Raw genomic sequence first — 23,277 nt, forward strand, 5'->3', positions numbered from 1 at the left:
TATGAGACCAATTGAGGCGTCACGACTTCGCGTTCGGGCCAGCATATCGTTTTCCACCCGCTAAATAGTCCCAAAAATGGATGAACTGGAAATTTACCCTGTTCATCGCCCTTGATCGCTCAACCTCGTTCCATGGAGTCGCCAGTGTCGGACTGGATCGCCGCCGTCATCCTCGGCCTTGTCGAAGGCCTGACGGAGTTCATTCCAGTCTCCTCGACCGGGCACCTTTTGCTGACCAAGAAGCTGCTGGGGCTGCCCAGCGGGTTCTGGGACACCTTCAGCGTCATGATCCAGCTCGGCGCGATCATGGCGGTGGTGGTGCTGTATTTTCAGCGGCTGTGGGGGGTGTTCGTCCGCCTGCCCAGCGATCCGAAGGCGCGGTGGTTCGCCGCCAGCGTGGTGATCTCGGTGCTGCCCTCGATGGTGGTGGCGTTCTTCGCGCACGACTTCATCAAGACCGTGCTGTTCGAGAGCATCGGGCTGATCTGCGTGATGCTGATCGTCGGCGGGGTGATCCTGCTGGTCGTCGACCGCTGGGCGCCGGCGCCCAAGGAGCACGACGCCATGGACCTGACCTGGAAGCGGGCGCTGGGGGTCGGCTTCTGCCAGTGCCTGGCCATGGTGCCGGGGGTGTCGCGCTCGGGCGCGACCATCGTCGGCGGGGTGCTGATCGGCATCGATCGCCGGGCGGCGGCCGAGTTCTCGTTCTTCATGGCCATCCCGACCATGGTCGGGGCCTTCGTGCTGGACTTCTGGGAAAACAAGGACGTGCTGACCAGCGACAACCTGGGGCTCATCGCCATCGGCTTCGTGGTCAGCTTCATCTCGGGCCTGGTCGTCGTGAAGACGATGCTCGACTTCATCAACCGCTTCGGCCTGGCCCCCTACGGCTGGTGGCGGATCGTCGCGGGCCTGGTGGGGCTGGGCGTGCTCTACGCCCACGGGGGCTGAGCGGCCGGTCTTCGCCCCTTTTCCTCCCCTGCGAAGCGGGGGAGGGGGACCGCCCGAAGGGGGGTGGAGGGGGTGAGCCGCTAGCTCATTGCCGGCCGCCGCCCCCTCCACCGGCTGCGCCGGTCCCCCTCCCCCATGAATGGGGGAGGAAAAATAAGGCGGGGGATTAGTATTCCGGTGTCATCCCGGATTGCGTAGCAAGACCGGGATCCATTCGCGCGGTGATGGCGGAATGGGGCGCGGGCGGGCTAGAGCTTGCGAGATCAGGCCGCGGGGACGACCTGGTCGGCGAACTGGCCGCCCTTGCGGAAGCGGTAGAGATAGGTCGGCAGCACCGCCTCGACGGAGATCGGCGCGGTGACGCCCAGCTCGGCCAGGCCCGGCGCGGCCGGGTCGACGACGTTGTCGCTCTTGAGCAGCTCGACCTGGTCGGCGGTCAGCGGCGGGGCGATCGGGGTGAGCAGGGCGATCGGCTGGCAGAGCTTGCCGATCAGGGCCGCGACGCCGAACGGCAGCGGAACCAGGATGCGGCGGCGCTCGGTCTCGGCCAGGACCAGCTCGAGGATCTGCCGGAAGCTGAACACGCCCGGGCCGCCCAGCTCGTAGGTGCGGCCGGCGTCCGCCGGCTTGACGATCGCGGCGGCCACGGCGCGGGCGACGTCGGCCACGAACACCGGCTGGAACCGGGTTTCGCCGCCGCCGATCAGCGGCAGGACCGGGCTGAACACCGCCATCTCGGCGAGCTTCTCGAACAGGCCGTCGCCCTGGCCGAAGGCCACCGAGGGACGAAGGATCACCGCGTCGGGGAACGCCTCGCGGACGGCGGCTTCGCCCTCGCCCTTGGTGCGGGCGTAGCTGGAGGACGAGGCCGGGTCGGCGCCGATGGCGGAGATGTGGACCAGGCGCTCGACGCCGAGCTCGCGGGCGGCCTTGGCGACGTTGCGGGCGCCGTCGACGTGGATGGCCCGGAACTTCTGGCGGCCGGTCTCGTAGAGGACGCCGACCGCGTTGATCGCGGCCTGGGCGCCGCTCAGCGCCCGGCGCACCGAGGCCTCGTCGCGGATGTTGGCCTGGACCACCTCGACCTGGCCGACGTCGCCCATCAGCCGCATGGTGTGGGCCAGATGCGGCTGGCGCACGGCGACTCGAATGCGCAGGCCCTGCTTGGCGAGGGCCCGAACAATCTGGGTTCCGATGAAGCCCGATCCGCCGAAGACCGTGACCAGATCCTGCATGCCGTGCGTCCGCATATAAAACAAAGAGGGTTCCGAGCCGCCCGGATAGACGAAGCCGCCGCGCGCCGCAACGTGACTCACATAAACACTCACGAGGGCGTTGACCGCGATCAGGCGGCGCCCTAAGAGACGCGCCTCGCTCGATCCGACGGGTCGGGCCCAGGTGGCGGAATTGGTAGACGCGCTGGCTTCAGGTGCCAGTGGCCGAAAGGTCGTGGAGGTTCGAGTCCTCTCCTGGGCACCATTCTCTGGCAAGGGAATGGCGCCGTTCAGCTCCCAGACATCATGGTTCCTGCAGGTTGCGCCGGCGTGGCGCGGCCGCGACAGGTGTAGGTTCATGACGCGTCTGCGCCTGTGCGGCGGAGATCGCGCGCTATATAGGGTGGCGCGACGTGAAGTTTCGGAGACGGCCCTTGGCCAATCATCTGCATGTGGGCGACCTGCCCGACGGCCTTTTCGCGGACGCCGAGGCGGTGGCCGTCGATTCGGAGACCATGGGCCTGCAACTGGGGCGCGACCCGCTCTGCGTGGTGCAGCTCTCGGACGGCAAGGGCGACGCCCACGTCGTCCAGCTCGACCGCTCGACCTATGACGCGCCGAACCTGAAGCGGGTGCTGACCGACCCGAAGATCGTGAAGATCTTCCACTTCGGCCGCTTCGACATCGCCATGTTCCACCTGCACCTGGGGGTGGTCACCGCGCCGGTCTACTGCACCAAGATCGCCTCGAAGCTGGCCCGCACCTATACCGACCGCCACGGCCTGAAGGACGTCAGCAGGGAACTGCTGGGCGTCGACATGTCCAAGGCGCAGCAGAGCTCGGACTGGGGGGCGGCCAAGCTCAGCGACGAGCAGATCGCCTATGCGGCCTCGGACGTGCTGCACCTGCACGCCCTGCGCGACAAGCTGGACGCCATGCTGGCGCGCGAGAACCGCGACGGCCTGGCCCGGGCCTGTTTCGACTTCCTTCCGCACCGCGCCCTGCTGGACGTCAGGGGCTGGGAAGAGGTCGACATCTTCGCCCACGCCTGAGGCCCGGGATGACGCTGGCCGCCGCGACCGTCCATCAGCCCGTCCGGGGCGACTTCGAGCGCTGGCGCCGCCGCTCGCGGCTGATCCGGCGGCTGCGGGTGATCCTGCCGGCGCTGATCGTGGCGATCCTGCTGATGCTGCTGGGCTTCATCCTGCACACGACCTTCCTGGGCCGCGACGCCGCCCCGCGCGAGGCGGACGCGCCGATCGAGCTGGTCAATCCGCGGTTCGTGGGCAAGGACGACAAGGGCCGGGCCTTCGTGCTGACCGCGGCCACGGCGGTGCGCGACGAGAACGACTACCAGCGGGTGCTGCTCGACCAGCCGGCCCTGATCCTCGACGCCGAGGGGGTCAACCCGACCCGGGTGACGGCCAAGTCGGGGGTCTATCGCGAGGACCGGCGGGTGCTGAACCTGGACGGCGGGGTCAAGATGAGCGGCGGCGACGTCACCTTCGACACCGCCAGTTCGATCTTCAACACCGCCACCGGCGAGCTGGAGGGCGAGGGGCTCATCTCGGGCGCCTCGTCGCTTGGAGAAATCACGGCGAAGTCCTATGGCGTGTACGACAAGGGCGAGCGGCTGGTCTTCAAGGGCGGGGTGCGCGGACGCATCGATTCGAAGTAGAGCTTACGAACTCGACTTTTCGCACTCGACCTTTCGGACCGGGCATCCCAAATGGGCTTCATGAGCATGAGCGGGCTTGAAATGACGAAGCTGGCGGGCCTGGCGGCCGTCGCGATGGCGCTGGTCGCCGGCCCTGCGGCCGCGCAGCTCAGCCAGAGCTCGGACGCGCCGGTGGACATCACCGCCGACGCGCTGGAGGTCGTGAACAACCAGTGCATGTCGATCTGGAGCGGATCGGCCGAGGCGCTGCAGGACCGCACGCGGCTGCGGGCCGACGTGATCAAGACCTTCTCCAAGAAGGCGACGGGCCGGCCGGGCGTGGCGACGGGCGCCTGCGGCACGCTCGACCGCATGGAGGCGATCGGCAACGTCTATTACGTGACCCCGCAGCAGAAGGTCCGCGGCGACAACGCCAACTATGACGTCGCCGGCGAGCGCATCGTCATCACCGGCGACGTGGTGGCGGTCTCCGGCCAGAACGTGATCCGCGGCGACCGCCTGGTGGTCAATGTCGCGACCGGCGACGCGCAGATGGAATCGGGCGCCAAGGGCCCGGGCAAGGCCCGTCCGCGCGCGGTGATCTATCCGAACCAGCAGGCGGGCCAGCCCGCCGCGCGGCGCTAGGAGCTCCCTTGAAGGCGGACGCCGATCAATCGCTGCCGGGGCTGGCCGGCGAAGGCCTCGTTGTCGACAACATCGGCAAGTCCTTCCGCAAGCGCCCGGTGGTGAAGGGCGTCTCGCTGCGCCTGGCGCGGGGCGAGGTCGCGGGCCTGCTGGGCCCCAACGGCGCGGGCAAGACCACCTGCTTCTACATGATCACCGGCCTGATCCCGGCCGACTACGGCTCGATCTATCTGGACGGCGAGAACATCACCCGCCAGCCGATGTACCAGCGCGCGCGCATGGGCGTCGGCTACCTGCCGCAGGAAACCTCGATCTTCCGCGCCATGACTGTGGAAGAGAACGTGATGGCCGTGGTCGAGCTGCGCGAGCGCAGCCAGGCGCGGGCCCGGCAGACGGTGACCGAGCTGCTGCAGGAGCTGCGCATCGAGCACCTGCGCAACTCGCCGGCCATCTCGCTGTCGGGCGGCGAGCGGCGGCGGGTCGAGATCGCCCGCGCCCTGGCCAGCGAGCCCTCGTTCATGCTGCTGGACGAGCCGTTCGCCGGCATCGACCCGCTGGCCATCGCCGACATCCGCGAGGTGATCACCTATCTGAAGGGCCGCGGCATCGGCATCCTGATCACCGACCACAATGTCCGCGAGACCCTGGACATCATCGACCGCGCCTCGATCATCCACGCCGGCGAGGTGCTGTTCGAAGGCACGCCCGACCAGATCGTCGACGATCCGGAAGTGCGCCGCGTCTATCTCGGCGAGCGCTTCGGCCAGGATTAGGCGGGACGACGGCTTTCCCAGCCTGAAAGACGGTCAGTTGGCCGGGTGCTGTTCGTGGTAGCGGCGGCGTTCCGCCTCCAGCGCCGCACGCCAGCGGGCGCGGAGCAGGGAGGGGCGCTCGGGGTAGCGGTCCTCGAGGAACTGCGCGCTGACCACGCGGTCGGTGCGGAAGTTGCGGAAGTCGGTGCGCAGCTCGCACCAGGCCACCAGCATGCGGACGGTCTCGTGGTAGCCGACGGTGACCGGCCAGACCGTGCGCTCGCTCTGGCGGTCCTGTTCGTCGCGGTAGCGGAGGGAGATCTTGCGCCCGCCGCGGATGGCGGCGCGGACCTGCGCCATGTCGAGCTGGTCGGGAGGCTGGGTGCGCCAGCCGGCCACGGCGCGGCCGGCCGGCTCCAGCACGTAGGGGCGCAGGCGTTCGGGCACCGAGGCGCCGATCTTGGCGATCAGGTCCTGGGCGGCGCGGGCCAGGGACGGGTCGCCCCGGCTGGCCACCCACTGGGCGCCGAGCACGGCGGCCTCGATCTCGTCGGGGGTCAGCATCAGCGGCGGCAGGTCGAAGCCCTGGTCGAGCACGTAGCCCATGCCGGCCTCGCCGCGGATCGGCACCCGCTGGCCCATCAGGGTGGCGATGTCGCGATAGACCGTGCGCTTGGAGGTCTCGAGCTCCTCGGCGATGGCGTCGGCGGTGATCGGCGCGCGCGCCCGGCGCATGATCTGGATGATCTGGAACAGGCGGTCGGCGCGTCGCATGGAGATCCGCTTCATGGGGCTGGAGCATCGGCCTGCGATGCTGACAGCATGGTGGCAGCAGCAGGCTTCTAAGCCAACGGAGTTCTTTCAGGGAGAGACTCCATGATCACGCTTTACGGAACCGGCGCGAACTTCGGTCTGCCCGAGGCGAGCCCCTATGTGACCAAGACCGAGGTCCATCTGCGCCTGGCGGGACTGCCCTACGTCAAGGAGGCGGCGGCGCCGCAGATGTCGCCCAAGGGCCAGTTGCCCTGGCTGGACGACGACGGCGAGCTGATCGCCGACAGCCACTTCATCCGCCAGCACCTGGAGCGGAAGTACGGCGTCGACTTCGACGAAGGCCTCGGCGTGGCCGAGCGGGCCCAGGCCTGGGCCATCGAGCGGATGGTCGAGAATCACCTGGGCTGGACCCTGGTCGCCATGCGCTGGCTGATCCCGGAGAACTACGCCAAGGGCCCGGCGCGGTTCTTCAGCGCCCTGCCGCCGGCCATGCAGGAGGACATGCGCCGCGACATCCAGGGCCGGATGGGCGAGAGCCTGCGGGCCGTCGGCATCGGGCGGCATACGGAGGACGAGATGCTGGGCCTGGGCGTGCGCTCGCTGGCGGCGCTGGCGGCCCTGCTGGACCGCAAGCCGTTCCTGATGGGCGCGCGGCCGACCGGCGTGGACGCCATCGCCTTCGGGGTGCTGGCCGGGCTGATGGTCCCGTTCTTCGACGCCCCGATCCGCGAGCGGGCGATGAACTTCTGCAACCTGAAGGCCTATGTCGACCGGATGATGGCCGGGGTCTATCCCGAGTTCGACTGGGCGCCGCTGGCCGCGGAGACCCAGACCATGGCGGCGTGAACAAGCGCCGCCGTGCGGTTAACACTTCGGTTGCGATGCGCGCGCTAACCTCGCCAGCAAGAAACAGGCCAGGAGGCGGATTTGGCGCTCGGCGCGCGTTTGGAGCTGAGGCAAGGGCAGGGGCTGGTCATCACGCCCCAGTTGCAGCAGGCGATCAAGCTGCTGCAGTTGTCGAACCTCGAGCTCGAAGCCTTCGTCGAGGGCGAGCTGGAGCGTAACCCGCTGCTGCAGCGCGACGAGCGCGACGCGGAGGGCGAGCGCGAGGAGCCGCCGCGCGAGGCCGCCGACGATTTTTCCGCCGACCAGGTCTCCGACCACGCCGCCGCCGCGGACATGGACACCGCCCACGACCAGGCCTCGCCCGGCGAGCACGCCACCGGCGACGCCCACGAGGCGCAGCACGCCGGCGGGGCGGTCGACTGGTCGAAGGCCGGCAAGGGCGGCGGCTTCGAGGACACCGACGACTTCGAGGGCCGGCTGACCCGCGAGAAGACGCTGGCCGAACACCTGCACGACCAACTGGCGGTGGCCGGGCTGACGCCGACGCAGAACGCCATCGCCGCGATCCTGATCGACGGGGTCGACGACGGCGGCTACCTGCGCTGCGACCTGGTCGAGACCGCCGAGCGGCTGGGCTGCGAGCCGGCTGCGGTCGAGGGGGTGCTGACCACGCTGCAGGGCTTCGAGCCGACCGGGGTGTTCGCCCGCGACGTGCGCGAGTGCCTGATGCTGCAGCTCAAGGAACGCGACCGCTGCGACCCGGCCATGATGGCCATGCTGGACAATCTGGAGCTGCTGGCCCGCCGCGACATGGCGGCCCTGCGCAAGGTCTGCGGCGTCGACGACGAGGACCTGCGCGACATGGTCGCCGAGCTGCGCGGCCTGACCCCGCGGCCCGGGGCGGCGTTCGGCGGCGAGCCGAGCCAGCCGGTGGCGCCCGACGTCTTCGTGCGCGAGGGCCTGGGCGGCCTGTGGCACGTGGAGCTGAACACCGACACCCTGCCGCGGCTGCTGATCGACCAGCGCTATCACGCCCGCGTGGCCGGCGGGGCGCGGACCGACCAGGAGAAGGTCTTCGTCTCCGACTGCATGGCCAGCGCCAACTGGCTGGTGAAGAGCCTGGACCAGCGGGCCAAGACCATCCTGAAGGTGGCCAGCGAGATCGTGCGCCAGCAGGACGGCTTCCTGGCCTTCGGGGTCGAGCACCTGCGGCCGCTGAACCTGAAGACCGTGGCCGACGCCATCGGCATGCACGAGAGCACGGTCAGCCGGGTGACCTCGAACAAGTACATCGCCACCCCGCGCGGCATGTTCGAGCTGAAGTTCTTCTTCACCTCCTCGATCGCCTCGAGCTCGGGCGGCGAGGCGCACTCGGCCGAGAGCGTGCGCCACAAGATCAAGCAGCTCATCGACACCGAGCGCGGCGAGCGCGACGTGCATTCCGACGACCGGATCGTCGAGATCCTCAAGGAGACCGGCGTCGACATCGCCCGGCGGACGGTGGCCAAGTACCGCGAGGCCATGCGCATCCCCTCGTCGGTGGAGCGTCGCCGGATGCTGAAGGAAGCGGTCTAGGTTCTGGGCTGTCATCCTGGTTTGCGCAGCAAGACCGGGACCGATGAACACCGGATGGAGGGGGATGCGGCAAGGCCGCGCCTCGTTCGCCAGGCGCGGCGCGAATGGGTCCCGGACAAGCCCTGCGGGCTTTCCGGGATGACACGGGACCGCGCCAAAGGCGCGCTCCACCCCTCGCAACGCGCTAGCCACCCCCACGGCGCCTTCGTGCTCTTCGTGTCCTTCGTGGTCTTGGTGCAGAGCAGCCGCGCGAGGAAAGCAGATGTCATCCCGCCGGCGCAGCCGAAGACCGGGACGGCACTTGGCGGGGCGGAGCCGATGGGGCGCGGCTGCGTTCATCCATGATCAGCCGGAGCTGGATGGTCATGGACGTCATCAGAGAAAATCGCAGTGAGCGGCTTCCCGGGCGCAGTGCGGAATACGCCGTGGTCCTGGTGCTGCTGCTGGCCTTTTCGGGCCTGTTCTTCGGGTTCTCGGTCGCCACCTTCATCGGGATCCTGAACGGCACGGGCTGAGCCCGTGGGGCACGTTCGACCCTTGAGCTAAGCCCTTTCCGAGAAATTCTGTCTTGAGCCTGGCCGGTCTCGGGCTAGGGATGGGCGGTGATCAGCTTTCAATCCGTCGGCAAGACCTATGCGCGCGCCCCGGCGCCGGCGCTGCGCGACGTCAGCCTGGAGATCGGCGCGGGCGAGGTGTTCGGCGTCATCGGCCAGTCGGGCGCAGGCAAATCCACCCTCATCCGCCTGATCAACGGGCTGGAGCGGCCCGGCGCCGGGCGGGTCGTCACCGACGGCGAGGATGTCGGGGCGCTGGACCCGGCCGCGCTGCGGGCCTTGCGCCGCCGGGTCGGGATGATCTTCCAGCACTTCAACCTGCTGTCCTCCAGGACCGTGGCCGACAACGTCGCCTATCCGCTGAAGGTGGCGGGCGTCCCGAGGGGCGAGATCGGCCCGCGGGTGGCGCAACTGCTGGGCCGGGTGGGCCTGGCCGACCAGGCGCACAAGTATCCGGCCCAGCTCTCGGGCGGGCAGAAACAGCGGGTCGGCATCGCCCGGGCCCTGGCCAACGGCCCGAAGATCCTGCTGTGCGACGAGGCGACCAGCGCCCTGGACCCGCAGACCACCGAGCAGATCCTCGACCTGCTGGCGAAGCTGAACCGCGAGCTGTCCCTGACCATCGTGCTGATCACCCACGAGATGGAGGTGATCCGCCGGGTCTGCCACCGGGTCGCGGTGCTGGACGCCGGATCGGTGGTGGAGAGCGGCGAGGTCGCGCAGGTGTTCCTGCATCCGCAGCATGCGGTGACGCGGGCGCTGGTGGCGGACGCCGCCGGCCTGGGCGCGGCCGCCACGCCGGGCGCCTTGCGGCTGACCTTCCGGGGCCAGGCGACCTTCGAGCCGATCCTGGGCCGCATCGCCCGCGACACCGGGGTCGACTATTCGATCCTGGCCGGGCGGATCGACCGCATCCGCGACGAGCCCTATGGCCAGTTGCTGGTCTCGCTGGTCGGCGGCGACGTGGCCGCGGCGCGCGCGCGGCTGAGCGCCGCCGGCGTGCGGGTCGAGGAGGCCTAGATGTTCGCCAACATCAACTGGGCCGACATCGGCCAGGCGAGCCTCGACACCTTGGTCATGCTGGCCGGGTCGCTGGGCTTCTCGGTGCTGCTGGGCCTGCCGCTGGGGGTGATCCTGTTCCTGACCGGCAAGGGCCGGCTGCTGGAGAACGGGCCGGCGCATGCGGGCCTGTCGCTTGCCGTCAACGTGCTGCGCTCGGTGCCGTTCGTGATCCTGCTGATCGTGATGATCCCGCTGACCATGCTGCTGGTTGGCACCTCGCTGGGGGTGGCCGGGGCGATCCCGCCGCTGGTGGTCGGGGCCGCGCCGTTCTACGCCCGGCTGGTCGAGACCGCCCTGCGCGAGGTCGACAGGGGCGTGATCGAGGCGGCCCAGGCCATGGGCGCGACCCCGCGCCAGATCGTGTTCGGGGCGCTGCTGCCCGAGGCGCTGCCGGGCATCGTGGCCGGGGCGACGGTCACCGCCATCGCGCTGGTCTCCTATACGGCCATGGCCGGGGTGGTGGGCGCCGGCGGCCTCGGCGACCTCGCCATCCGCTTCGGTTACCAGCGGTTCCAGACCGACGTCATGGTCGTGACGGTGCTGCTGCTGCTGGCCCTGGTGCAGGGGCTGCAATGGGCGGGCGACCGCCTGGTCATCAAGCTCAGCCGCCGCTGAGCCGCGAAAGGAAGTCCATGCTGAACAAGCGCACCCTGATCCTGGCCGCCGCCGCCCTGGCGCTGGCCGCCTGCGGCCAGAAGCCGGCGGCGCCGTCCGACACCCTGGTCGTCGCCGCCACGCCCGTGCCGCACGCCGAGATCCTGGAGGTCGTGCGCCCGATCCTGGCCAAGGAGGGGGTGAAGCTGGATGTGAAGGTGTTCAACGACTACGTGCAGCCCAACCTGCAGGTGGCGCAGAAGCAGCTCGACGTGAACTATTTCCAGACCGCGCCCTATCTGGACGAGTTCAACAAGGCCCGCGGCACGCGCCTGGTGAAGGTGGTCGGGGTGCATATCGAGCCGATCGGGGCCTATTCGAAGAAGATCAAGGCCATCGCCGACCTGCCGCAGGGCGCCAGCGTGGCGATCCCCAACGAGCCGAGCAACGGCGGGCGGGCGCTGCTGCTGCTGCAGAAGGGCGGGCTGATCACGCTGAAGGACCCGGCCAACCCACTCTCGACCCTGAACGACATCGTCGCCAATCCCAAGGGGCTGAAGTTCAGGGAACTGGAGGCCGCCACCCTGCCGCGGGTGCTGGGCGAGCTGGACCTGGCGGTGATCAACACCAACTACGTGCTGGACGCGGGGCTGAACCCGGCCAAGGACGCGCTGCTGCTGGAGGACGCGAACAGCCCCTATGTGAACCTGCTGGTCGCCCGCGAGGACAACAGGGACGATCGGCGGGTGCAGAAGCTGGCCAAGGCGCTGACCAGCCCGGAGGTGAGGGCGTTCATCGAGCAGAAATACGCCGGCGCGGTGCAGCCGGCGTTCTGAAGTCTCTCCGCCAAGTCAGCAGACATAGGGCGGTCGCGCTAATTTTCCTCCCCCATTCATGGGGGAGGTACCGGCGCAGCCGGTGGAGGGGGGGCGGCCGGCGATGAGCCTGGGGCTCGCCCCCTCCACCACGCTGGCGCGTGGTCCCCCTCCCCCGCTGCGCGGGGGAGGAAAATATGCGACATCCCTGCCTCCCAGGGAGAGGGGCCTAGCGCGCCACGACCTCGGCGATCTGGACGGCGTTGAGGGCGGCGCCCTTGAGCAGTTGGTCGCCGACCGCGAACAGGCTGAGCGTGCGGCCGGTGGGGTCCGACAGGTCGGCGCGGATGCGGCCGACCAGGACGTCGTCGCCGCCCGAGGCTTCGTTCGGCATCGGGAAGTGGTTGCGTAGCGGGTCGTTGACCAGCTTCACGCCCGGGGCCTGGGCCAGCCAGGCCTCGGCTTGCGCGGGGCTGACCGGGCGTTCGAACTCGACGGTCAGCGACATCGAGTGGGCGCGCAGCACCGGCACGCGCACGCAGGTGAACGACAGGCGCATGTCCGGCGTGGACATGATCTTGCGGATCTCCTCCATCGCCTTCAGCTCCTCGCCGTTATAGCCGGTCTCGGCGTCGACGCCGGCGTTGTGGCTGAACAGGTTGAAGGCGTAGGGGTGCGGCAGCACCTTGGGCTCGAAGGCCTCGCCGGCCAGGTAGGCGGCGGTGGACTGTTCGAGCTCGGCCATGGCCGCGGCGCCGGCGCCCGAGGCCGACTGGTAGGTCGAGGCGATCACCCGCTGGATGGGGTTGTGGGCGTGCAGCGGTTGCAGCGCCATGACCGCGATGGCCGCGACGCAGTTGGGGTTGGCGACGATGCGCGGCTGCTGGGCCAGCAGGTCGCCGTTGACCTCGGGCACCACCAGCGGGATCTCCGGCTGCATGCGGAAGGCCGAGGAGTTGTCGACCACGACGCAGCCCTTGGCGGCGGCGATCGGCGCGAACTCGCGGCTGATCGTGGCGCCGGCCGAGAACAGGGCGATGTCGACGCCGGTGAAGGAGTCGGCGCTCAGCGCCTCGACGGCCACCTGGCGGCCCTGGAAGGCGTAGGTGCGGCCGGCCGAGCGCGGCGAGGCCAGCAGCTTCAGCGCGCGGACCGGGAAGTTGCGGCGCTCCAGGCACTCCATGAGCTCGACGCCGACGGCGCCGGTGGCGCCGACGATGGCGACGTTGAACAGGCGCTGGCCGGCGGGGCGGGCGACTTCGGTGGAAAGCATGACTCTATCGTCTCCGGTGGGTGAGGTCCGGAAGGCCGAGGTCTTTCGCGTTTCGAGAATGCGACCCCGGCCTGCCGGCGGGGTCCTTGGGGTCTTACGCGGCGAGCACGCGCGAACCCCCAAGCCCCGCGGGCGTGGTGGTTTTAATCGCGCTTTTAATGGTCGAACGACGCATGCCGCTCCGATATGGCAAAGAGCGCCTGCTTGTAAATGGTGAAATGCAGGCCAAATCCAAATCACGGCTCGGGCGTTGTGGTCGCGCCAGGAAGTCTAGAGGGGCCGCTGCGGCGAGGCATGGACGACGATACGGGCCACACTTCCATCTCCGCCATCGTCCGGGAACTGAGCGCGCGCGAGAGCGTCAGCCTCGGCGAGATCATCGACCGCTTCGGGACGCGCGCGTTCGGGGCGCTGCTGTTCATCTTCGCCCTGCCGAACCTGCTGCCGTTGCCGCCCGGCTCCTCGACGATCCTGGGCGCGCCGCTGCTGCTGCTGGCCCCGCAGGTGGCGCTGGGGGTGGACGGGCCCTGGCTGCCGCGCTCGATCGACAACCGCCGGATCAGCGGCACGGACCTCAACAAGGTGTTCGCCCCGCTGCTGCCATGGGTCGAACGCTTCGAGAAGATCTCGCGGCCGCGGATCGGCCTGCTGTTCACGCCCTGGGGGCAGCGGCTGATCGGGGCGATCTGCACGCTGCTGGCCTTCGTGCTGATCCTGCCCATCCCGCTGGGCAACCTGCTGCCCGGCCTGACGATCGGGGTCCTGGGCTTTTCGCTGTTCCAGCGCGACGGCCTTTTTGCGATCGCCGGCTACATCCTGGCCGCGTTCAGCGCCTTTCTCCTGTACGTCGCCGCCGACGCCGTGATCGTCGGCGTTCGCCTTCTCGTGAACTGGCTCGGGGGCGCTTGACACCTAAGCCGCGCGGGCGCGTTGTTAGCTCATGCAAGTCTTAGTCTCTGGCAAGCATGTCGCCGTCGGGGAGGCCCTGCGCGAGCGGGTCACCGACGAAATCACCGGTTCCATCGGTAAGTACTTCGAACGTGGCGGAGACGCCGACGTCGTGGTCAGCCGTGAGGGCCATTCCTTCCGAGTCGACTGCGCGGTGAAGCTGGCCTCCGGCCAAGCCTTGCAGTCCCATGGTCTGGGGAGCGATGCGCATGGCGCGTTCGATGCGGCCCTCGCCAAAATCGAAACCCGCATACGCCGGTACAAGCGCCGGCTGAAGAGCCACTCCGCCGCGGCGAACGCCAAGCTGGCGGAGACGGCCTCCTACTTCGTCATCCGGGCCCCGGAGGGCGACGAGGATGTCGACTGGGACGACGGCGAAACGTCGCAGGCGGGGCATGCGCCGCCTTCGGGAATGGTTATCGCCGAAACCGAAAAGCCTGTCCGCGAAATGACCGTTTCCATGGCGGTCATGGAGTTGGACTTGACGGAATCTCAAACAATCGTGTTTAGGAACGCCGCTCACGGGGGCTTGTCCGTGGTGTACCGCCGGCCGGATGGGAATATCGGCTGGATCGATCCTGAACGTACGAAATCGCTCGAGGGTAACGGACTGAACGGAACCAGCGTCTAGGCGCGCCGTCGTCCCCCGAGCCAAGGCGTGCGTCGGGCTTTGTTCGAGTTTGGGCGTCACGAGATCATGCAAATAGGCGATATAGTGGACCGCGCGGCGATCGCGGCGCGCGCGAGCGCGCCGAGCAAGCGCCAGGCCCTGGCCGTGGTGGCGGAGATCGCCGCCCGGAACTTCGGCCTGGACGCGGGCGCGGTGCTGGACGCCCTGATCGAGCGCGAGACCGCCGGATCGACCGGCGTCGGCTATGGCGTGGCGGTGCCGCATGCGCGCCTGGAGGGCCTGACCCAGATCCGCGGCGTGTTCGTGCGCCTGGACCAGCCGGTCGATTTCGAGTCGGTCGACGAGCAGCCGGTGGACTTGATCTTCGCGCTGCTGGCCCCGCCGAACGCCAGCTCCGAGCACCTGCGGGCCCTGGCCCGGGTTTCGCGCATGCTGCGCCAGGGCGACCTGCGCGAGCATCTGCGCCAGGCCAGGACGCCGGACGCCATACACGCGCTGCTTGTTCAGGAAAGGCCGTCGGCGGCCGCCTGACGCCGCTGCGGGCCAGGTTCAGGAACCCGGCCCGCGCGTCGCACCTTTTCGATTAGTGCACCGAGACCGGCGCCAGTTCGTGGGCCAGCGCCGCAGCGACGGCCGAGTCCTTGTCGGTCAGCACCGCCAGGCGTTCGCCGTCGGCGCGGTGGACCGCATAGAGAATCTGATCGGGATCGAGCTGAAACCCCTGGATCTGGGCCGCCGGCGTGCTCGCCATGATCTCTGCGGCCTTGATCGGACGGACATAGACGAGGTCCGGCGCGCCAAGGGCGGCGAAAGCTTCAGTCGTAAGATTGGGCGTCATCATGACCACCTCCGTAAAACTCAACGCGTCGAACGGCCGCCGGTTCAGCCGGCCGTCTTGATCGGGATCCGCTGGACGAGGCGTTCCGGTTCGGGCCGGATCAGGTCGATGTGCAGCAGCCCATGAGCCAGGGTCGCGCCGTCCACCTTCATTCCGTCCGCCAGCACGAACGTCCGGATGAAGCCCCGCGCCGCGATGCCGCGGTGCAGATAGGCCTCGTCGGACGCGCCCTCGCGCTTGCCCGCCACGATCAACTGGCGGTCCTCGATGGTCACCTGCAGTTGCTCGGGGGTGAAGCCGGCGACCGCCAGGGTGATCCGCAAGGCGCCGTCGCCGCGGTCTTCCACGTTGTAGGGCGGATAGCTTTCGGCGGCGGCCTTGGCCGCGCGCTCGATCAGGCTGCGGGTGTGATCGAAACCCAGCAGGAAGGGACTGTCGAAGACAAGCGACCGATTCATTCCAGAGTCCTCGGTTGAAGCGACTCCCCGGAACTCCGCCCTGACGGCGCGGCGCCCCGGTTGGAACTCATGTGGCGACGACCCGGCGGGATTTCAACGGCGAGGCGAGGCCGCCGGCTGCTGACAGGTTTTGGGCCCCCGGCGCGTTAGCTGACGGATCCATCCCCTCACGGAGCCCAAGCCCATGACCCTGACCGCGTCCTGCCACTGCGGCGCCACCAAGATCCAGGCGCCCGCCCCCACGACCGCCACGGAATGCAACTGCACCTACTGCGCGCGCACGGGCGCGGTGTGGGCCTATTTCCAGCCGGGCGAACTGGTCCTGCTCTCGCAGGAGGACGAGCGCGCCTATTCGGCCGGCGAGGCGGACAACCGCCATCACTTCTGCGGCCGCTGCGGGATGCAGACCTGGGGCGATTCCCCGGACTGGGCCGCGGTCTACAATACGGACGGGACGCCGAAGCCGGGGTTCGAAGCCGGATCGTTTCCGAGTACGCGCATCCACGCGCTGAACCTGCGGCTGGTCGACGACCTCGACTGGTCGGCGATCACGGTCGAGAAGGTGGACGGGCGCAACGGCTGGTGAGACGGGCCGCCGAGGCCAGGCCCCGGATAAGGCGAAGGCCCGCAGGGTGTCCTGCGGGCCTCCATGGTGGAGCTAAGCGGAGTCGAACCGCTGACCTCTTGAATGCCATTCAAGCGCTCTACCAACTGAGCTATAGCCCCGAGGTCTCGGGTCTCTCAGGAGGTCGCCCCCCGAAGAGGCGCGGAACCTAGTCTGAGAGTTTCGCGCGATCAACCCACCCTGAGAGAAATTTTTGGGTGGGTTGTCGCACCCGGGTTTTTACCGGTCGTCGTCGTCCCCTTCGCCCGGCAGACCCTCGATTTCGGCGTCGTCGAAATCGTCTTCGTCCTCGTCCTCGAGGAACGGAACGTCGTCGGTTTCTTCGTCCTCGATATCGTCCTCGGAGAACTCCGAGAGCTGGTCTTCGGGCGTGGTGTCGGGGGCCTCGTCGTCGTCGTCCGAGACGAGCGGCGGCTCGTTGGCGACTTCATCGAGTTCCGGGGTGACCACCTCGTCTTCTTCCTCGTCCTCGTCGACGGGCTTGGCGCGGACTTGATCCTCGGCCTCCTCCTCGTGATCGACGACGGCGGTGCGGGCGCGGACCCGGCGGTTGCGGACCGCTTCGTCCGGATCGAATTCCGTGCCGCATTTCGGGCAGACGGCGGGCCGGCGGGTCAGGTCGTAGAATTTCGCCTGACAGTTGGGGCAAATCTGCTTTGCGCCCAGTTCGGGATTGGCCAAGGGGCGGAGCCTCTTTGAGCGAGGTTGGAATTGAAGCGGGCTCCCTTGCCATGGGCGGAGAGCGCTGTCAAAAGCAAACCCCTTTCGAAAAACTGGACAAACTTGATAGCTGAAAGTGGACGCCGGTTTCGGCGGCCATCAAGTTTGCGCAAAAGGACCGGCCTGATCGACGATCACGCCTGGGGCCTTAAGGAGGCTTGGCAATCCCATGACGTCAGCAGGACTGACCGCGAAACGCGGCGGCCCGCTGCGGGGCCGCGTGCGCGCCCCAGGCGACAAATCGATCTCCCACCGCTCATTGATCCTCGGCGCCCTGGCGCAGGGGACCACCGAGATCGAAGGGCTTCTCGAAGGGGACGACGTGCTGCGCACCGCCGCGGCCATGCGCAGCTTCGGCGCCAAGGTCGAGCGGCTGGGCGAGGGCCGCTGGCGCGTCGAGGGCCATGGCGGCTTCAGCGAGCCGTCCGACGTCATCGACTGCGGCAACGCCGGCACCGGCGTGCGCCTGATCATGGGCGCGATGGCGGGTTTCGATTTCGCCGCGACCTTCACGGGCGACGAGTCCCTGCGCGGCCGGCCGATGCGCCGGGTGCTGGGGCCGCTGGGGCAGATGGGCGCGAGCTTCCTGGGCCGCTCGAACGGGCGGCTGCCGCTGACCCTGCAGGGCGGGACGCTGAAGCATCTGTCCTATCGCCTGCCCGAGCCGTCGGCCCAGGTGAAGTCGGCGGTGCTGCTGGCCGGCCTGCACGCCGACGGCGGCGCGCAGGTGATCGAGCCCGAGGCGACCCGCGACCATACCGAGCGGATGCTGCGCGCCTTCGGGGCCGTGGTCGAGGTCGAGGACCGCGCCGACGGCCGCTGGATCACCCTTCCCGGCGGCCAGAAGCTGACCGGGACCCGGGTGCGGGTCCCGGGCGATCCGTCCTCGGCGGCGTTCCCGCTGGTGGCGGCGCTGGTGACGCCGGGGTCCGAGGTGACGGTCGAGGGCGTGCTGCTGAACGACCTGCGCACCGGGCTCTTCACGACGCTGCAGGAGATGGGCGGCGACCTGGCGATCTCCAACGTCCGCGAGGAGAGCGGCGAGCAGGTCGGCGACATCACCGCCCGCCATTCGGCGCTCAAGGGCGTCGAGGTTCCCCCCGGGCGGGCGCCCTCGATGATCGACGAGTATCCGATCCTGGCCGTGGCGGCCGCGTTCGCCGACGGCTCGACCGCCATGCGCGGCATCGGCGAGATGCGGGTCAAGGAGAGCGACCGCATCGCCCTGATGGCCGCGGGCCTGGCGGCCTGCGGCGTCGGGGTCGAGGAGGAGCCCGAGGGCCTGATCGTGGTCGGCTCGGCCCGCGGCAACCATCCGGTGGCCGGCGGCGCGATGGTGACCACCCGGGGCGACCACCGGATCGCCATGTCGCACCTGGTCATGGGCCTGGCCTCCGAGGCGCCGGTGGCCGTGGACGAGCCCGGCATGATCGCCACCAGCTTCCCCGGCTTCGTGGAGCTGATGCGCGGCATGGGCGCGGAGATCGCGTGAAGCCGGTCGCTTTCAGATCCTCCCCTTTTGGGGGAGGTGGATCGCATATGGCGCCGACGTCCCAGCCTCCGTCTTCTCCGATCGTCATCCCCGGCCGCGTAGGCGTGCCGGGGATCCAGACGCGCCGGAGATTCTCGACAAAGCTCGGCGTCTATGGATGGCCGGGACCTGGCGGCCCGGCCATGACGAGTCATCGAGGGGGAGCATCTTGGAAGGGCAGGGCATGAGGGCGCCGTTCGTCATCGCGGTGGACGGGCCCGCCGCGTCGGGCAAGGGCACGATCGCCAGCCGGCTGGCCGAAGCCTATGACATGCCGATGCTGGATTCCGGCCTGCTCTACCGGGCGGTCGGGGTGCTGCTGGCGCGGCATGGCGGCGACTTCGACGACGTCGCGGCGGCTGCGGCGGTCGCCCGCGAGCTGACCGCCGAGATGCTGACCGATCCGGCCTTCCGCACCCGCGAGGCCGGCGAGGCGGCCAGCCGCGTGGCGGTGCATCCGCCGGTCCGCGAGGCCCTGCGCGACATGCAGCAGGCCTTCGCCCGGCGGCCCGGCGGCGCGGTGATCGACGGGCGCGACATCGGCACGGTCATCGCCCCGCAGGCGCCGGCCAAGCTCTATGTGACCGCCGCGCCCGAGATCCGGGCCGAGCGGCGCTGGAAGCAGCTCAAGGCCCAGGGCGAGGCGGTTTCCTACGAGGACATCCTGGGCGACATCCGCAAGCGCGACGCCCGCGACGGCGGCCGCGCCGACAGCCCGATGCGCCCGGCCGACGACTCCGTCTTGCTGGATACCAGTGAAATGACTATAGAGCAGGCCACCGATGCGGCCCGCCGTATCGTCGAGGCGGCGCGCGCGCGCTGGGAGCTTTCCTAGAGGAAGCCGCCCAGCCCGCAAATCCAACCGCGCCTTTCCCTCGCACGGCTGCGGGCAAATCACCGGCGCGGGGTCTCCCGCGTCATCGGTCGCAACCCTCAACCTGACGCCGGGACTCCGTCCGAACTCCGTTCGGCCGGGATCATGCCCTTTCCGAAGGGCGCCGAGGTCATTCAAGTACGAAAGAACATCAATGGCTGACGATCTTAGCCTGAACCCCTCGCGTGACGATTTCGCCGCGCTGCTCGACGCCTCGATGGGCGGCCGTGACTTCATGGAAGGCACCGTCGTCAAGGGCGCCGTGGTCGGCATCGAAAAGGACTTCGCGATCATCGACGTCGGTCTGAAGACCGAAGGCCGCGTGTCCGTGAAGGAATTCGGCGTCGATGAAAGCGGCAAGCCGACCCTGAAGGTCGGCGACACCGTCGAAGTCTTCCTGGAACGCGTCGAAAACGCCATGGGCGAAGCGGTCATCAGCCGCGACAAGGCCCGCCGCGAAGAAGCCTGGACCCGTCTGGAAGGCGTCTACGAGAAGAACGAACCCGTCATGGGTACGATCGTGGGCCGCGTGAAGGGCGGCTTCACCGTCGACCTCGGCGGCGCCTCGGCCTTCCTGCCCGGTTCGCAAGTCGACATCCGCCCGGTGCGCGACGTCGGCCCGCTCATGGGCAAGGAACAGCCCTTCGCCATCCTCAAGATGGACCGTCCGCGCGGCAACATCGTCGTCTCGCGTCGCGCCATCCTGGAAGAAGCCCGCGCCGAACAGCGCACGGAACTGGTCAGCCAGCTCCAAGAGGGCGAAGTCCGCGAAGGCGTGGTCAAGAACATCACCGACTACGGCGCGTTCGTGGACCTGGGCGGCATCGACGGCCTGCTGCACGTCACCGACATGAGCTGGAAGCGCGTCAACCACCCGAGCCAGGTGCTCGCGGTCGGCGACACCGTGAAGGTCCAGATCGTCAAGATCAACCCGGACACCCAGCGCATCAGCCTGGGCATGAAGCAACTGCAGTCCGACCCGTGGGACGGCGTGGAAGCGAAGTACCCGGTCGGCGCCAAGTTCACGGGCCGCATCACCAACATCACCGACTACGGCGCCTTCGTGGAGCTGGAAGCCGGCGTCGAGGGCCTGGTGCACGTCTCGGAAATGTCCTGGACCAAGAAGAACGTCCACCCCGGCAAGATCGTCTCGACCTCGCAGGAAGTCGACGTGGTCGTGCTGGACGTCGATCCGTCCAAGCGCCGCGTGTCGCTGGGCCTGAAGCAGGCCATGGCCAATCCGTGGGACGCCTTCGTGGCCGCCCATCCGATCGGCTCGACCGTCGAAGGCGAAGTCAAGAACGCGACCGAATTTGGTCTGTTCATCGGCCTCGACAACGACATCGACGGCATGGTGCACCTGTCGGATCTCGACTGGACCGTGTCGGGTGAAGAAGCGATCGCCAAGTACAACAAGGGCGACGTGGTCAAGGCGCGCGTTCTCGACGTCGACGTCGAGAAGGAACGCATCTCGCTGGGCATCAAGCAACTGGCCGGCGACCCGATGGAAGGCGACACCTACCGTCGCGGCCAGACCGTCACCGTGACCGTCACCGAGATCACCACCGGCGGCATCGAAGTGAAGTTCGGCGACGAAGAAGCCCCGATGACCGCCTTCATCCGCAAGTCGGACCTGTCGCGCGACCGCGCCGACCAACGTCCGGAGCGCTTCGCCGTGGGTGACCGCGTCGACGCTCAAGTGACCCAGATCGACAAGGCCGCCCGCCGCGTGTCGCTGTCGATCAAGGCGCTCGAGATGATGGAAGAAAAGGAAGCCATCGAGCAGTTCGGCTCGTCGGACTCCGGCGCTTCGCTGGGCGACATCCTCGGCGCGGCCCTTCGCGAGAAGGCCGGCAAGGAATAAGCCTCATAGCCGCATAGCGGTCTGAAGCTGACGGCGGATCGGGTGACCGGTCCGCCGTTTTCTTTTCCGGGCATGCCGGTATCGTGCGCGACCCGAGCCGCCTGGAGATCCGTATTGCTTCGTCCTGCCCTGGCGGTTCTCGCCGCCGCCGCCTGGATCTCCCCCGCCGCCGCGGCCGACCGCCCCGCCTTCGGACCGCCCGCCGCCTGGATCGCCGTGGCGGACATCCCGCAGGCCCCGCCCGAGGACGGCGCCGCGGCCGTGCAGGTGGTGCTGGACGACAACCAGACCCGGTTCTCGCCGCAGGGCGACGCCTACTACAACCGCCGCGTCTACCGGATCGCGCGGACCGAGGGCCTGACCGGCTTCCAGTCGCGCCAGGTCACCTGGGACCCCGCCGTCGAGGAGGTCGCCTGGCACACCCTGCGCATCATCCGCGGCGGCAAGGCCATCGACCTGCTGAAGGGCGGCAAGGACATGCTGGTCCTGCGGCGCGAGACCAATCTGGAGCGCGCGATGCTGGACGGGCGGCTGACCGCCAGCCGCCAGATCGAGGGGCTGCAGGTCGGCGACCTGGTCGACATGGCCTGGACGGTCGTCCGCCGCGACCCGATCGTCGAGGGCCATTCCTACGACTATGAGCGCATGCAGTTCCCCGGGGCGGCCGGCCGCTATCGGGCGAGGGTCTGGTGGCCGCAGGGCCAGGACGTGCGCTGGAAGACCACCGAGGGCTATGGCGAGCCGACGGTGACGCAGGAGGACGGCTGGACCCTGCTGGAGCGCGACCAGCCGCTGGCCGTGGCTCCGAAGCCGCCGCTGGGCGCGCCGCCGCGGTTCCAGCGGCTGGGCGACCTGGAGGTCTCCAGCTACGGCGCCTGGGCCGAGGTCTCGCGGGTGATGAGCCCGCACTTCGCCAGGGCCGCGATCCTGAAGCCGGACTCCGACGTCCGCGCCCAGGCCGGCGCCATCGCCGCCGAGCACAAGGACCCCAAGGCCCGCGCCTTCGCGGCGCTGAAGCTGGTCGAGGACCAGACCCGCTACCTGTTCCTGGGCATGGGCGAGGGCGGCTACGTGCCGGCCGCCGCCGACGAGACCTGGGAGCGGCGGTTCGGCGACTGCAAGGGCAAGACAGTGCTGCTGCTGGCCCTGCTCGGGGAGCTGGGGATCGAGGCCGAGCCGGCGCTGGTGTCGCTGGGCGGGGGCGACGGCATGGACGAGCGGCTGCCGTCGCTGTCGGCCTTCAACCACGTGCTGGTGCGCGCCAGCATCGAGGGGCGGACCTACTGGCTGGACGGGACCCGCAGCGGCGACCGCGGCGGGCTGGACGCGCTGCCGGCGCCGGGCTGGCGCTGGGCGCTGCCGCTGCGGGCCGAGGGCGCGGAGCTGGAGCGGGCGGCCGAGCCGCCGCTGACCCAGCCTCAGGTGGTCGCCTCCATCCATCTGGACGCCTCCCGGGGCCTGGCCGAGGCCGCGCCGGCCCGGGTCGAGATGCGGATGCAGGGCGAGGCCGCGGCGAGCTTCCAGCAACTGGCGGCCCGCGCGCCGAAGGCGGACCTGGAGCGGACCTTCCGGCAGGCGTTCTCGGCCAGCTATAGCTGGATCGAGCTGGACGACGTCGCCTGGGACAGCCAGCCGTCGGGCTTTTCGCTGGTCATGACCGGCAGGGCCGAGGTCGACTGGCGCGAGAACCCCGACCTGGGCGTGCGCGAGTTCCGCCTGCCCGGCGCGGGCGGCGTGGCGGCCTTCCCGCGGCGCGAGCCCGGCCCCAACCGTGACGCGCCCTATGCGGTCAGCTATCCGATGTTCCGCCAGTCGGTGACCGAAGTGGTGCTGCCCGATGGCGGGCGCGGCTTCACGATCCGCGGGCCGAACGGCGAGCAGACCGTGGGCGGCTATGAGATCAAGCAGTCCTCGGCGATCCAGGGCGAGGTGGCCCGCTTCACGACGCAGGTGCGCTCGGTGACGCCGGAGATCGCGGCCAGCGAAATCGAGGCGGCGAATCGCACCCTGAGGTCGCTGGCGGCGCAGGAATACTTCGTGCGGGCGCCTAAATGACGTGGGGTGACCCTGACCTCA

The 23,277-nt window shown here is 69.2% G+C and carries 25 protein-coding genes and 2 tRNA genes; 20 read left to right on the forward strand and 7 right to left on the reverse strand.

Translation table 11 applies throughout. The features are described 5' to 3' along the window. Window positions 1-144: 144 nt before the first annotated feature. Entirely contained in the window at window positions 145-951 is an 807-nt protein-coding gene (locus RTL41_RS16305) for an undecaprenyl-diphosphate phosphatase (protein WP_312166137.1), read from the forward strand. A gap of 263 nt (window positions 952-1,214) precedes the next feature. Here the strand turns inward: RTL41_RS16305 and RTL41_RS16310 are convergent, their stop codons facing one another. Beyond that, window positions 1,215-2,186 (reverse strand): complex I NDUFA9 subunit family protein, encoded by a 972-nt coding sequence (locus RTL41_RS16310; RefSeq protein WP_312166138.1) that lies wholly within the window; start codon window positions 2,184-2,186, stop codon window positions 1,215-1,217. Window positions 2,187-2,343: 157 nt separating this feature from the next. Here RTL41_RS16310 and RTL41_RS16315 point away from each other — a divergent pair. The 5 genes from RTL41_RS16315 to lptB all read left to right on the forward strand — a co-directional run bounded on the left by RTL41_RS16315 (window position 2,344) and on the right by lptB (window position 5,240). After that, window positions 2,344-2,430: transfer RNA gene (locus RTL41_RS16315), tRNA-Leu, on the forward strand. Window positions 2,431-2,599: 169 nt separating this feature from the next. Continuing rightward, the gene (locus RTL41_RS16320; RefSeq protein ID WP_312166139.1) at window positions 2,600-3,217 is read left to right on the forward strand and encodes a ribonuclease D; all 618 of its coding nucleotides are present in this window, start codon (window positions 2,600-2,602) and stop codon (window positions 3,215-3,217) included. An 8-nt stretch (window positions 3,218-3,225) separates the two neighbouring features. Beyond that, window positions 3,226-3,843, forward strand: coding sequence for an LPS export ABC transporter periplasmic protein LptC (lptC, locus tag RTL41_RS16325; RefSeq protein WP_312166140.1), 618 nt, complete (start codon window positions 3,226-3,228; stop codon window positions 3,841-3,843). A gap of 81 nt (window positions 3,844-3,924) precedes the next feature. Continuing rightward, window positions 3,925-4,467 (forward strand): LptA/OstA family protein, encoded by a 543-nt coding sequence (locus tag RTL41_RS16330; RefSeq protein WP_312166141.1) that lies wholly within the window; start codon window positions 3,925-3,927, stop codon window positions 4,465-4,467. A gap of 32 nt (window positions 4,468-4,499) precedes the next feature. Then, window positions 4,500-5,240, forward strand: a complete 741-nt coding sequence (lptB, locus tag RTL41_RS16335) for an LPS export ABC transporter ATP-binding protein (protein WP_312166192.1) — start codon at window positions 4,500-4,502, stop codon at window positions 5,238-5,240. Window positions 5,241-5,273: 33 nt separating this feature from the next. On the opposite strand, the gene RTL41_RS16340 is transcribed toward lptB, so the two are convergent. After that, entirely contained in the window at window positions 5,274-5,993 is a 720-nt protein-coding gene (locus RTL41_RS16340) for a YafY family protein (RefSeq protein ID WP_312166142.1), read from the reverse strand. Window positions 5,994-6,095: 102 nt separating this feature from the next. Between RTL41_RS16340 and RTL41_RS16345 the strand changes: the two genes are divergently transcribed. The 6 genes from RTL41_RS16345 (at window position 6,096) to RTL41_RS16370 (ending at window position 11,460) form a co-directional block, all read left to right on the forward strand. Further along, window positions 6,096-6,839, forward strand: a complete 744-nt coding sequence (locus RTL41_RS16345) for a glutathione S-transferase family protein (protein ID WP_312166143.1) — start codon at window positions 6,096-6,098, stop codon at window positions 6,837-6,839. An 81-nt stretch (window positions 6,840-6,920) separates the two neighbouring features. Beyond that, entirely contained in the window at window positions 6,921-8,414 is a 1,494-nt protein-coding gene (rpoN, locus tag RTL41_RS16350; protein WP_312166144.1) for an RNA polymerase factor sigma-54, read from the forward strand. Window positions 8,415-8,779: 365 nt separating this feature from the next. Beyond that, window positions 8,780-8,929, forward strand: coding sequence for a hypothetical protein (locus RTL41_RS16355; protein ID WP_312166145.1), 150 nt, complete (start codon window positions 8,780-8,782; stop codon window positions 8,927-8,929). A gap of 87 nt (window positions 8,930-9,016) precedes the next feature. Beyond that, a complete protein-coding gene (locus RTL41_RS16360) occupies window positions 9,017-9,988 on the forward strand; it encodes a methionine ABC transporter ATP-binding protein (protein WP_312166146.1) in 972 nt (323 codons plus the stop codon). After that, window positions 9,989-10,645 carry a methionine ABC transporter permease gene (locus tag RTL41_RS16365; protein WP_312166147.1) on the forward strand — a complete coding sequence of 219 codons (657 nt, stop codon included), beginning with the start codon at window positions 9,989-9,991 and terminating at the stop codon, window positions 10,643-10,645. It begins immediately after the preceding gene. Window positions 10,646-10,662: 17 nt separating this feature from the next. Further along, window positions 10,663-11,460, forward strand: coding sequence for a MetQ/NlpA family ABC transporter substrate-binding protein (locus RTL41_RS16370; protein ID WP_312166148.1), 798 nt, complete (start codon window positions 10,663-10,665; stop codon window positions 11,458-11,460). Window positions 11,461-11,668: 208 nt separating this feature from the next. On the opposite strand, the gene RTL41_RS16375 is transcribed toward RTL41_RS16370, so the two are convergent. After that, complete coding sequence (locus tag RTL41_RS16375; protein WP_312166149.1) at window positions 11,669-12,712, reverse strand: aspartate-semialdehyde dehydrogenase; 1,044 nt, start codon at window positions 12,710-12,712, stop codon at window positions 11,669-11,671. A 294-nt stretch (window positions 12,713-13,006) separates the two neighbouring features. Between RTL41_RS16375 and RTL41_RS16380 the strand changes: the two genes are divergently transcribed. From RTL41_RS16380 to ptsN, 3 genes are all read left to right on the forward strand, one after another. Continuing rightward, window positions 13,007-13,621, forward strand: a complete 615-nt coding sequence (locus tag RTL41_RS16380; RefSeq protein ID WP_312166150.1) for an exopolysaccharide biosynthesis protein — start codon at window positions 13,007-13,009, stop codon at window positions 13,619-13,621. A 31-nt stretch (window positions 13,622-13,652) separates the two neighbouring features. After that, window positions 13,653-14,291, forward strand: coding sequence for a ribosome hibernation-promoting factor, HPF/YfiA family (hpf, locus tag RTL41_RS16385; RefSeq protein WP_312166151.1), 639 nt, complete (start codon window positions 13,653-13,655; stop codon window positions 14,289-14,291). Window positions 14,292-14,357: 66 nt separating this feature from the next. Continuing rightward, window positions 14,358-14,822, forward strand: coding sequence for a PTS IIA-like nitrogen regulatory protein PtsN (gene ptsN / locus RTL41_RS16390; protein WP_312166152.1), 465 nt, complete (start codon window positions 14,358-14,360; stop codon window positions 14,820-14,822). 52 nt (window positions 14,823-14,874) lie between these two features. Here ptsN and RTL41_RS16395 read toward each other — a convergent pair whose 3' ends face one another. Both RTL41_RS16395 and RTL41_RS16400 read right to left on the reverse strand, forming a co-directional pair. After that, window positions 14,875-15,129, reverse strand: coding sequence for a DUF1150 family protein (locus RTL41_RS16395; RefSeq protein ID WP_183772404.1), 255 nt, complete (start codon window positions 15,127-15,129; stop codon window positions 14,875-14,877). A gap of 44 nt (window positions 15,130-15,173) precedes the next feature. After that, window positions 15,174-15,587, reverse strand: coding sequence for an Hsp20 family protein (locus RTL41_RS16400; protein WP_312166153.1), 414 nt, complete (start codon window positions 15,585-15,587; stop codon window positions 15,174-15,176). Between the two features lie 184 nt (window positions 15,588-15,771). Between RTL41_RS16400 and RTL41_RS16405 the strand changes: the two genes are divergently transcribed. Continuing rightward, window positions 15,772-16,173: an aldehyde-activating protein gene (locus RTL41_RS16405; RefSeq protein WP_312166154.1), complete on the forward strand. Its 402-nt coding sequence runs from the start codon at window positions 15,772-15,774 to the stop codon at window positions 16,171-16,173. 64 nt (window positions 16,174-16,237) lie between these two features. Here RTL41_RS16405 and RTL41_RS16410 read toward each other — a convergent pair. Next, window positions 16,238-16,313: transfer RNA gene (locus RTL41_RS16410), tRNA-Ala, on the reverse strand. Between the two features lie 118 nt (window positions 16,314-16,431). Beyond that, a complete protein-coding gene (locus RTL41_RS16415; protein ID WP_312166155.1) occupies window positions 16,432-16,893 on the reverse strand; it encodes a TIGR02300 family protein in 462 nt (153 codons plus the stop codon). Window positions 16,894-17,101: 208 nt separating this feature from the next. On the opposite strand from RTL41_RS16415, the gene aroA reads away from it, so the two are divergent. The 4 genes from aroA to RTL41_RS16435 all read left to right on the forward strand — a co-directional run bounded on the left by aroA (window position 17,102) and on the right by RTL41_RS16435 (window position 23,256). After that, on the forward strand, window positions 17,102-18,424 hold the full coding sequence (aroA, locus tag RTL41_RS16420; RefSeq protein ID WP_312166156.1) for a 3-phosphoshikimate 1-carboxyvinyltransferase: 1,323 nt from the start codon (window positions 17,102-17,104) through the stop codon (window positions 18,422-18,424). Between the two features lie 223 nt (window positions 18,425-18,647). Beyond that, window positions 18,648-19,298, forward strand: coding sequence for a (d)CMP kinase (cmk, locus tag RTL41_RS16425; protein ID WP_312166157.1), 651 nt, complete (start codon window positions 18,648-18,650; stop codon window positions 19,296-19,298). 193 nt (window positions 19,299-19,491) lie between these two features. Continuing rightward, a complete protein-coding gene (rpsA, locus tag RTL41_RS16430; protein WP_312166158.1) occupies window positions 19,492-21,201 on the forward strand; it encodes a 30S ribosomal protein S1 in 1,710 nt (569 codons plus the stop codon). 114 nt (window positions 21,202-21,315) lie between these two features. Beyond that, a complete protein-coding gene (locus RTL41_RS16435; RefSeq protein ID WP_312166159.1) occupies window positions 21,316-23,256 on the forward strand; it encodes a DUF3857 domain-containing protein in 1,941 nt (646 codons plus the stop codon). The last annotated feature ends 21 nt before the right edge of the window (window positions 23,257-23,277 follow it).

Origin of the sequence: Phenylobacterium sp. (assembly GCF_031984885.1) — a bacterium.
Classification (GTDB): Bacteria; Pseudomonadota; Alphaproteobacteria; order Caulobacterales; family Caulobacteraceae; genus Phenylobacterium.

What these genes read in the sequence shown, in the direction of transcription:
- RTL41_RS16375 (WP_312166149.1), bottom strand. Translation starts at nt 12,712, where the DNA reads ATGCTTTCCACCGAAGTCGCCCGCCCCGCCGGCCAGCGCCTGTTCAAC.
- RTL41_RS16405 (WP_312166154.1), top strand. Translation starts at nt 15,772, where the DNA reads ATGACCCTGACCGCGTCCTGCCACTGCGGCGCCACCAAGATCCAGGCG.
- lptC (WP_312166140.1), top strand. Translation starts at nt 3,226, where the DNA reads ATGACGCTGGCCGCCGCGACCGTCCATCAGCCCGTCCGGGGCGACTTC.
- RTL41_RS16380 (WP_312166150.1), top strand. Translation starts at nt 13,007, where the DNA reads ATGGACGACGATACGGGCCACACTTCCATCTCCGCCATCGTCCGGGAA.
- RTL41_RS16330 (WP_312166141.1), top strand. Translation starts at nt 3,925, where the DNA reads ATGACGAAGCTGGCGGGCCTGGCGGCCGTCGCGATGGCGCTGGTCGCC.
- RTL41_RS16395 (WP_183772404.1), bottom strand. Translation starts at nt 15,129, where the DNA reads ATGACGCCCAATCTTACGACTGAAGCTTTCGCCGCCCTTGGCGCGCCG.
- RTL41_RS16365 (WP_312166147.1), top strand. Translation starts at nt 9,989, where the DNA reads ATGTTCGCCAACATCAACTGGGCCGACATCGGCCAGGCGAGCCTCGAC.
- ptsN (WP_312166152.1), top strand. Translation starts at nt 14,358, where the DNA reads ATGCAAATAGGCGATATAGTGGACCGCGCGGCGATCGCGGCGCGCGCG.
- RTL41_RS16355 (WP_312166145.1), top strand. Translation starts at nt 8,780, where the DNA reads ATGGACGTCATCAGAGAAAATCGCAGTGAGCGGCTTCCCGGGCGCAGT.
- rpsA (WP_312166158.1), top strand. Translation starts at nt 19,492, where the DNA reads ATGGCTGACGATCTTAGCCTGAACCCCTCGCGTGACGATTTCGCCGCG.
- RTL41_RS16400 (WP_312166153.1), bottom strand. Translation starts at nt 15,587, where the DNA reads ATGAATCGGTCGCTTGTCTTCGACAGTCCCTTCCTGCTGGGTTTCGAT.
- RTL41_RS16345 (WP_312166143.1), top strand. Translation starts at nt 6,096, where the DNA reads ATGATCACGCTTTACGGAACCGGCGCGAACTTCGGTCTGCCCGAGGCG.
- cmk (WP_312166157.1), top strand. Translation starts at nt 18,648, where the DNA reads ATGAGGGCGCCGTTCGTCATCGCGGTGGACGGGCCCGCCGCGTCGGGC.
- hpf (WP_312166151.1), top strand. Translation starts at nt 13,653, where the DNA reads ATGCAAGTCTTAGTCTCTGGCAAGCATGTCGCCGTCGGGGAGGCCCTG.
- RTL41_RS16310 (WP_312166138.1), bottom strand. Translation starts at nt 2,186, where the DNA reads ATGCAGGATCTGGTCACGGTCTTCGGCGGATCGGGCTTCATCGGAACC.
- aroA (WP_312166156.1), top strand. Translation starts at nt 17,102, where the DNA reads ATGACGTCAGCAGGACTGACCGCGAAACGCGGCGGCCCGCTGCGGGGC.
- RTL41_RS16370 (WP_312166148.1), top strand. Translation starts at nt 10,663, where the DNA reads ATGCTGAACAAGCGCACCCTGATCCTGGCCGCCGCCGCCCTGGCGCTG.
- RTL41_RS16340 (WP_312166142.1), bottom strand. Translation starts at nt 5,993, where the DNA reads ATGCGACGCGCCGACCGCCTGTTCCAGATCATCCAGATCATGCGCCGG.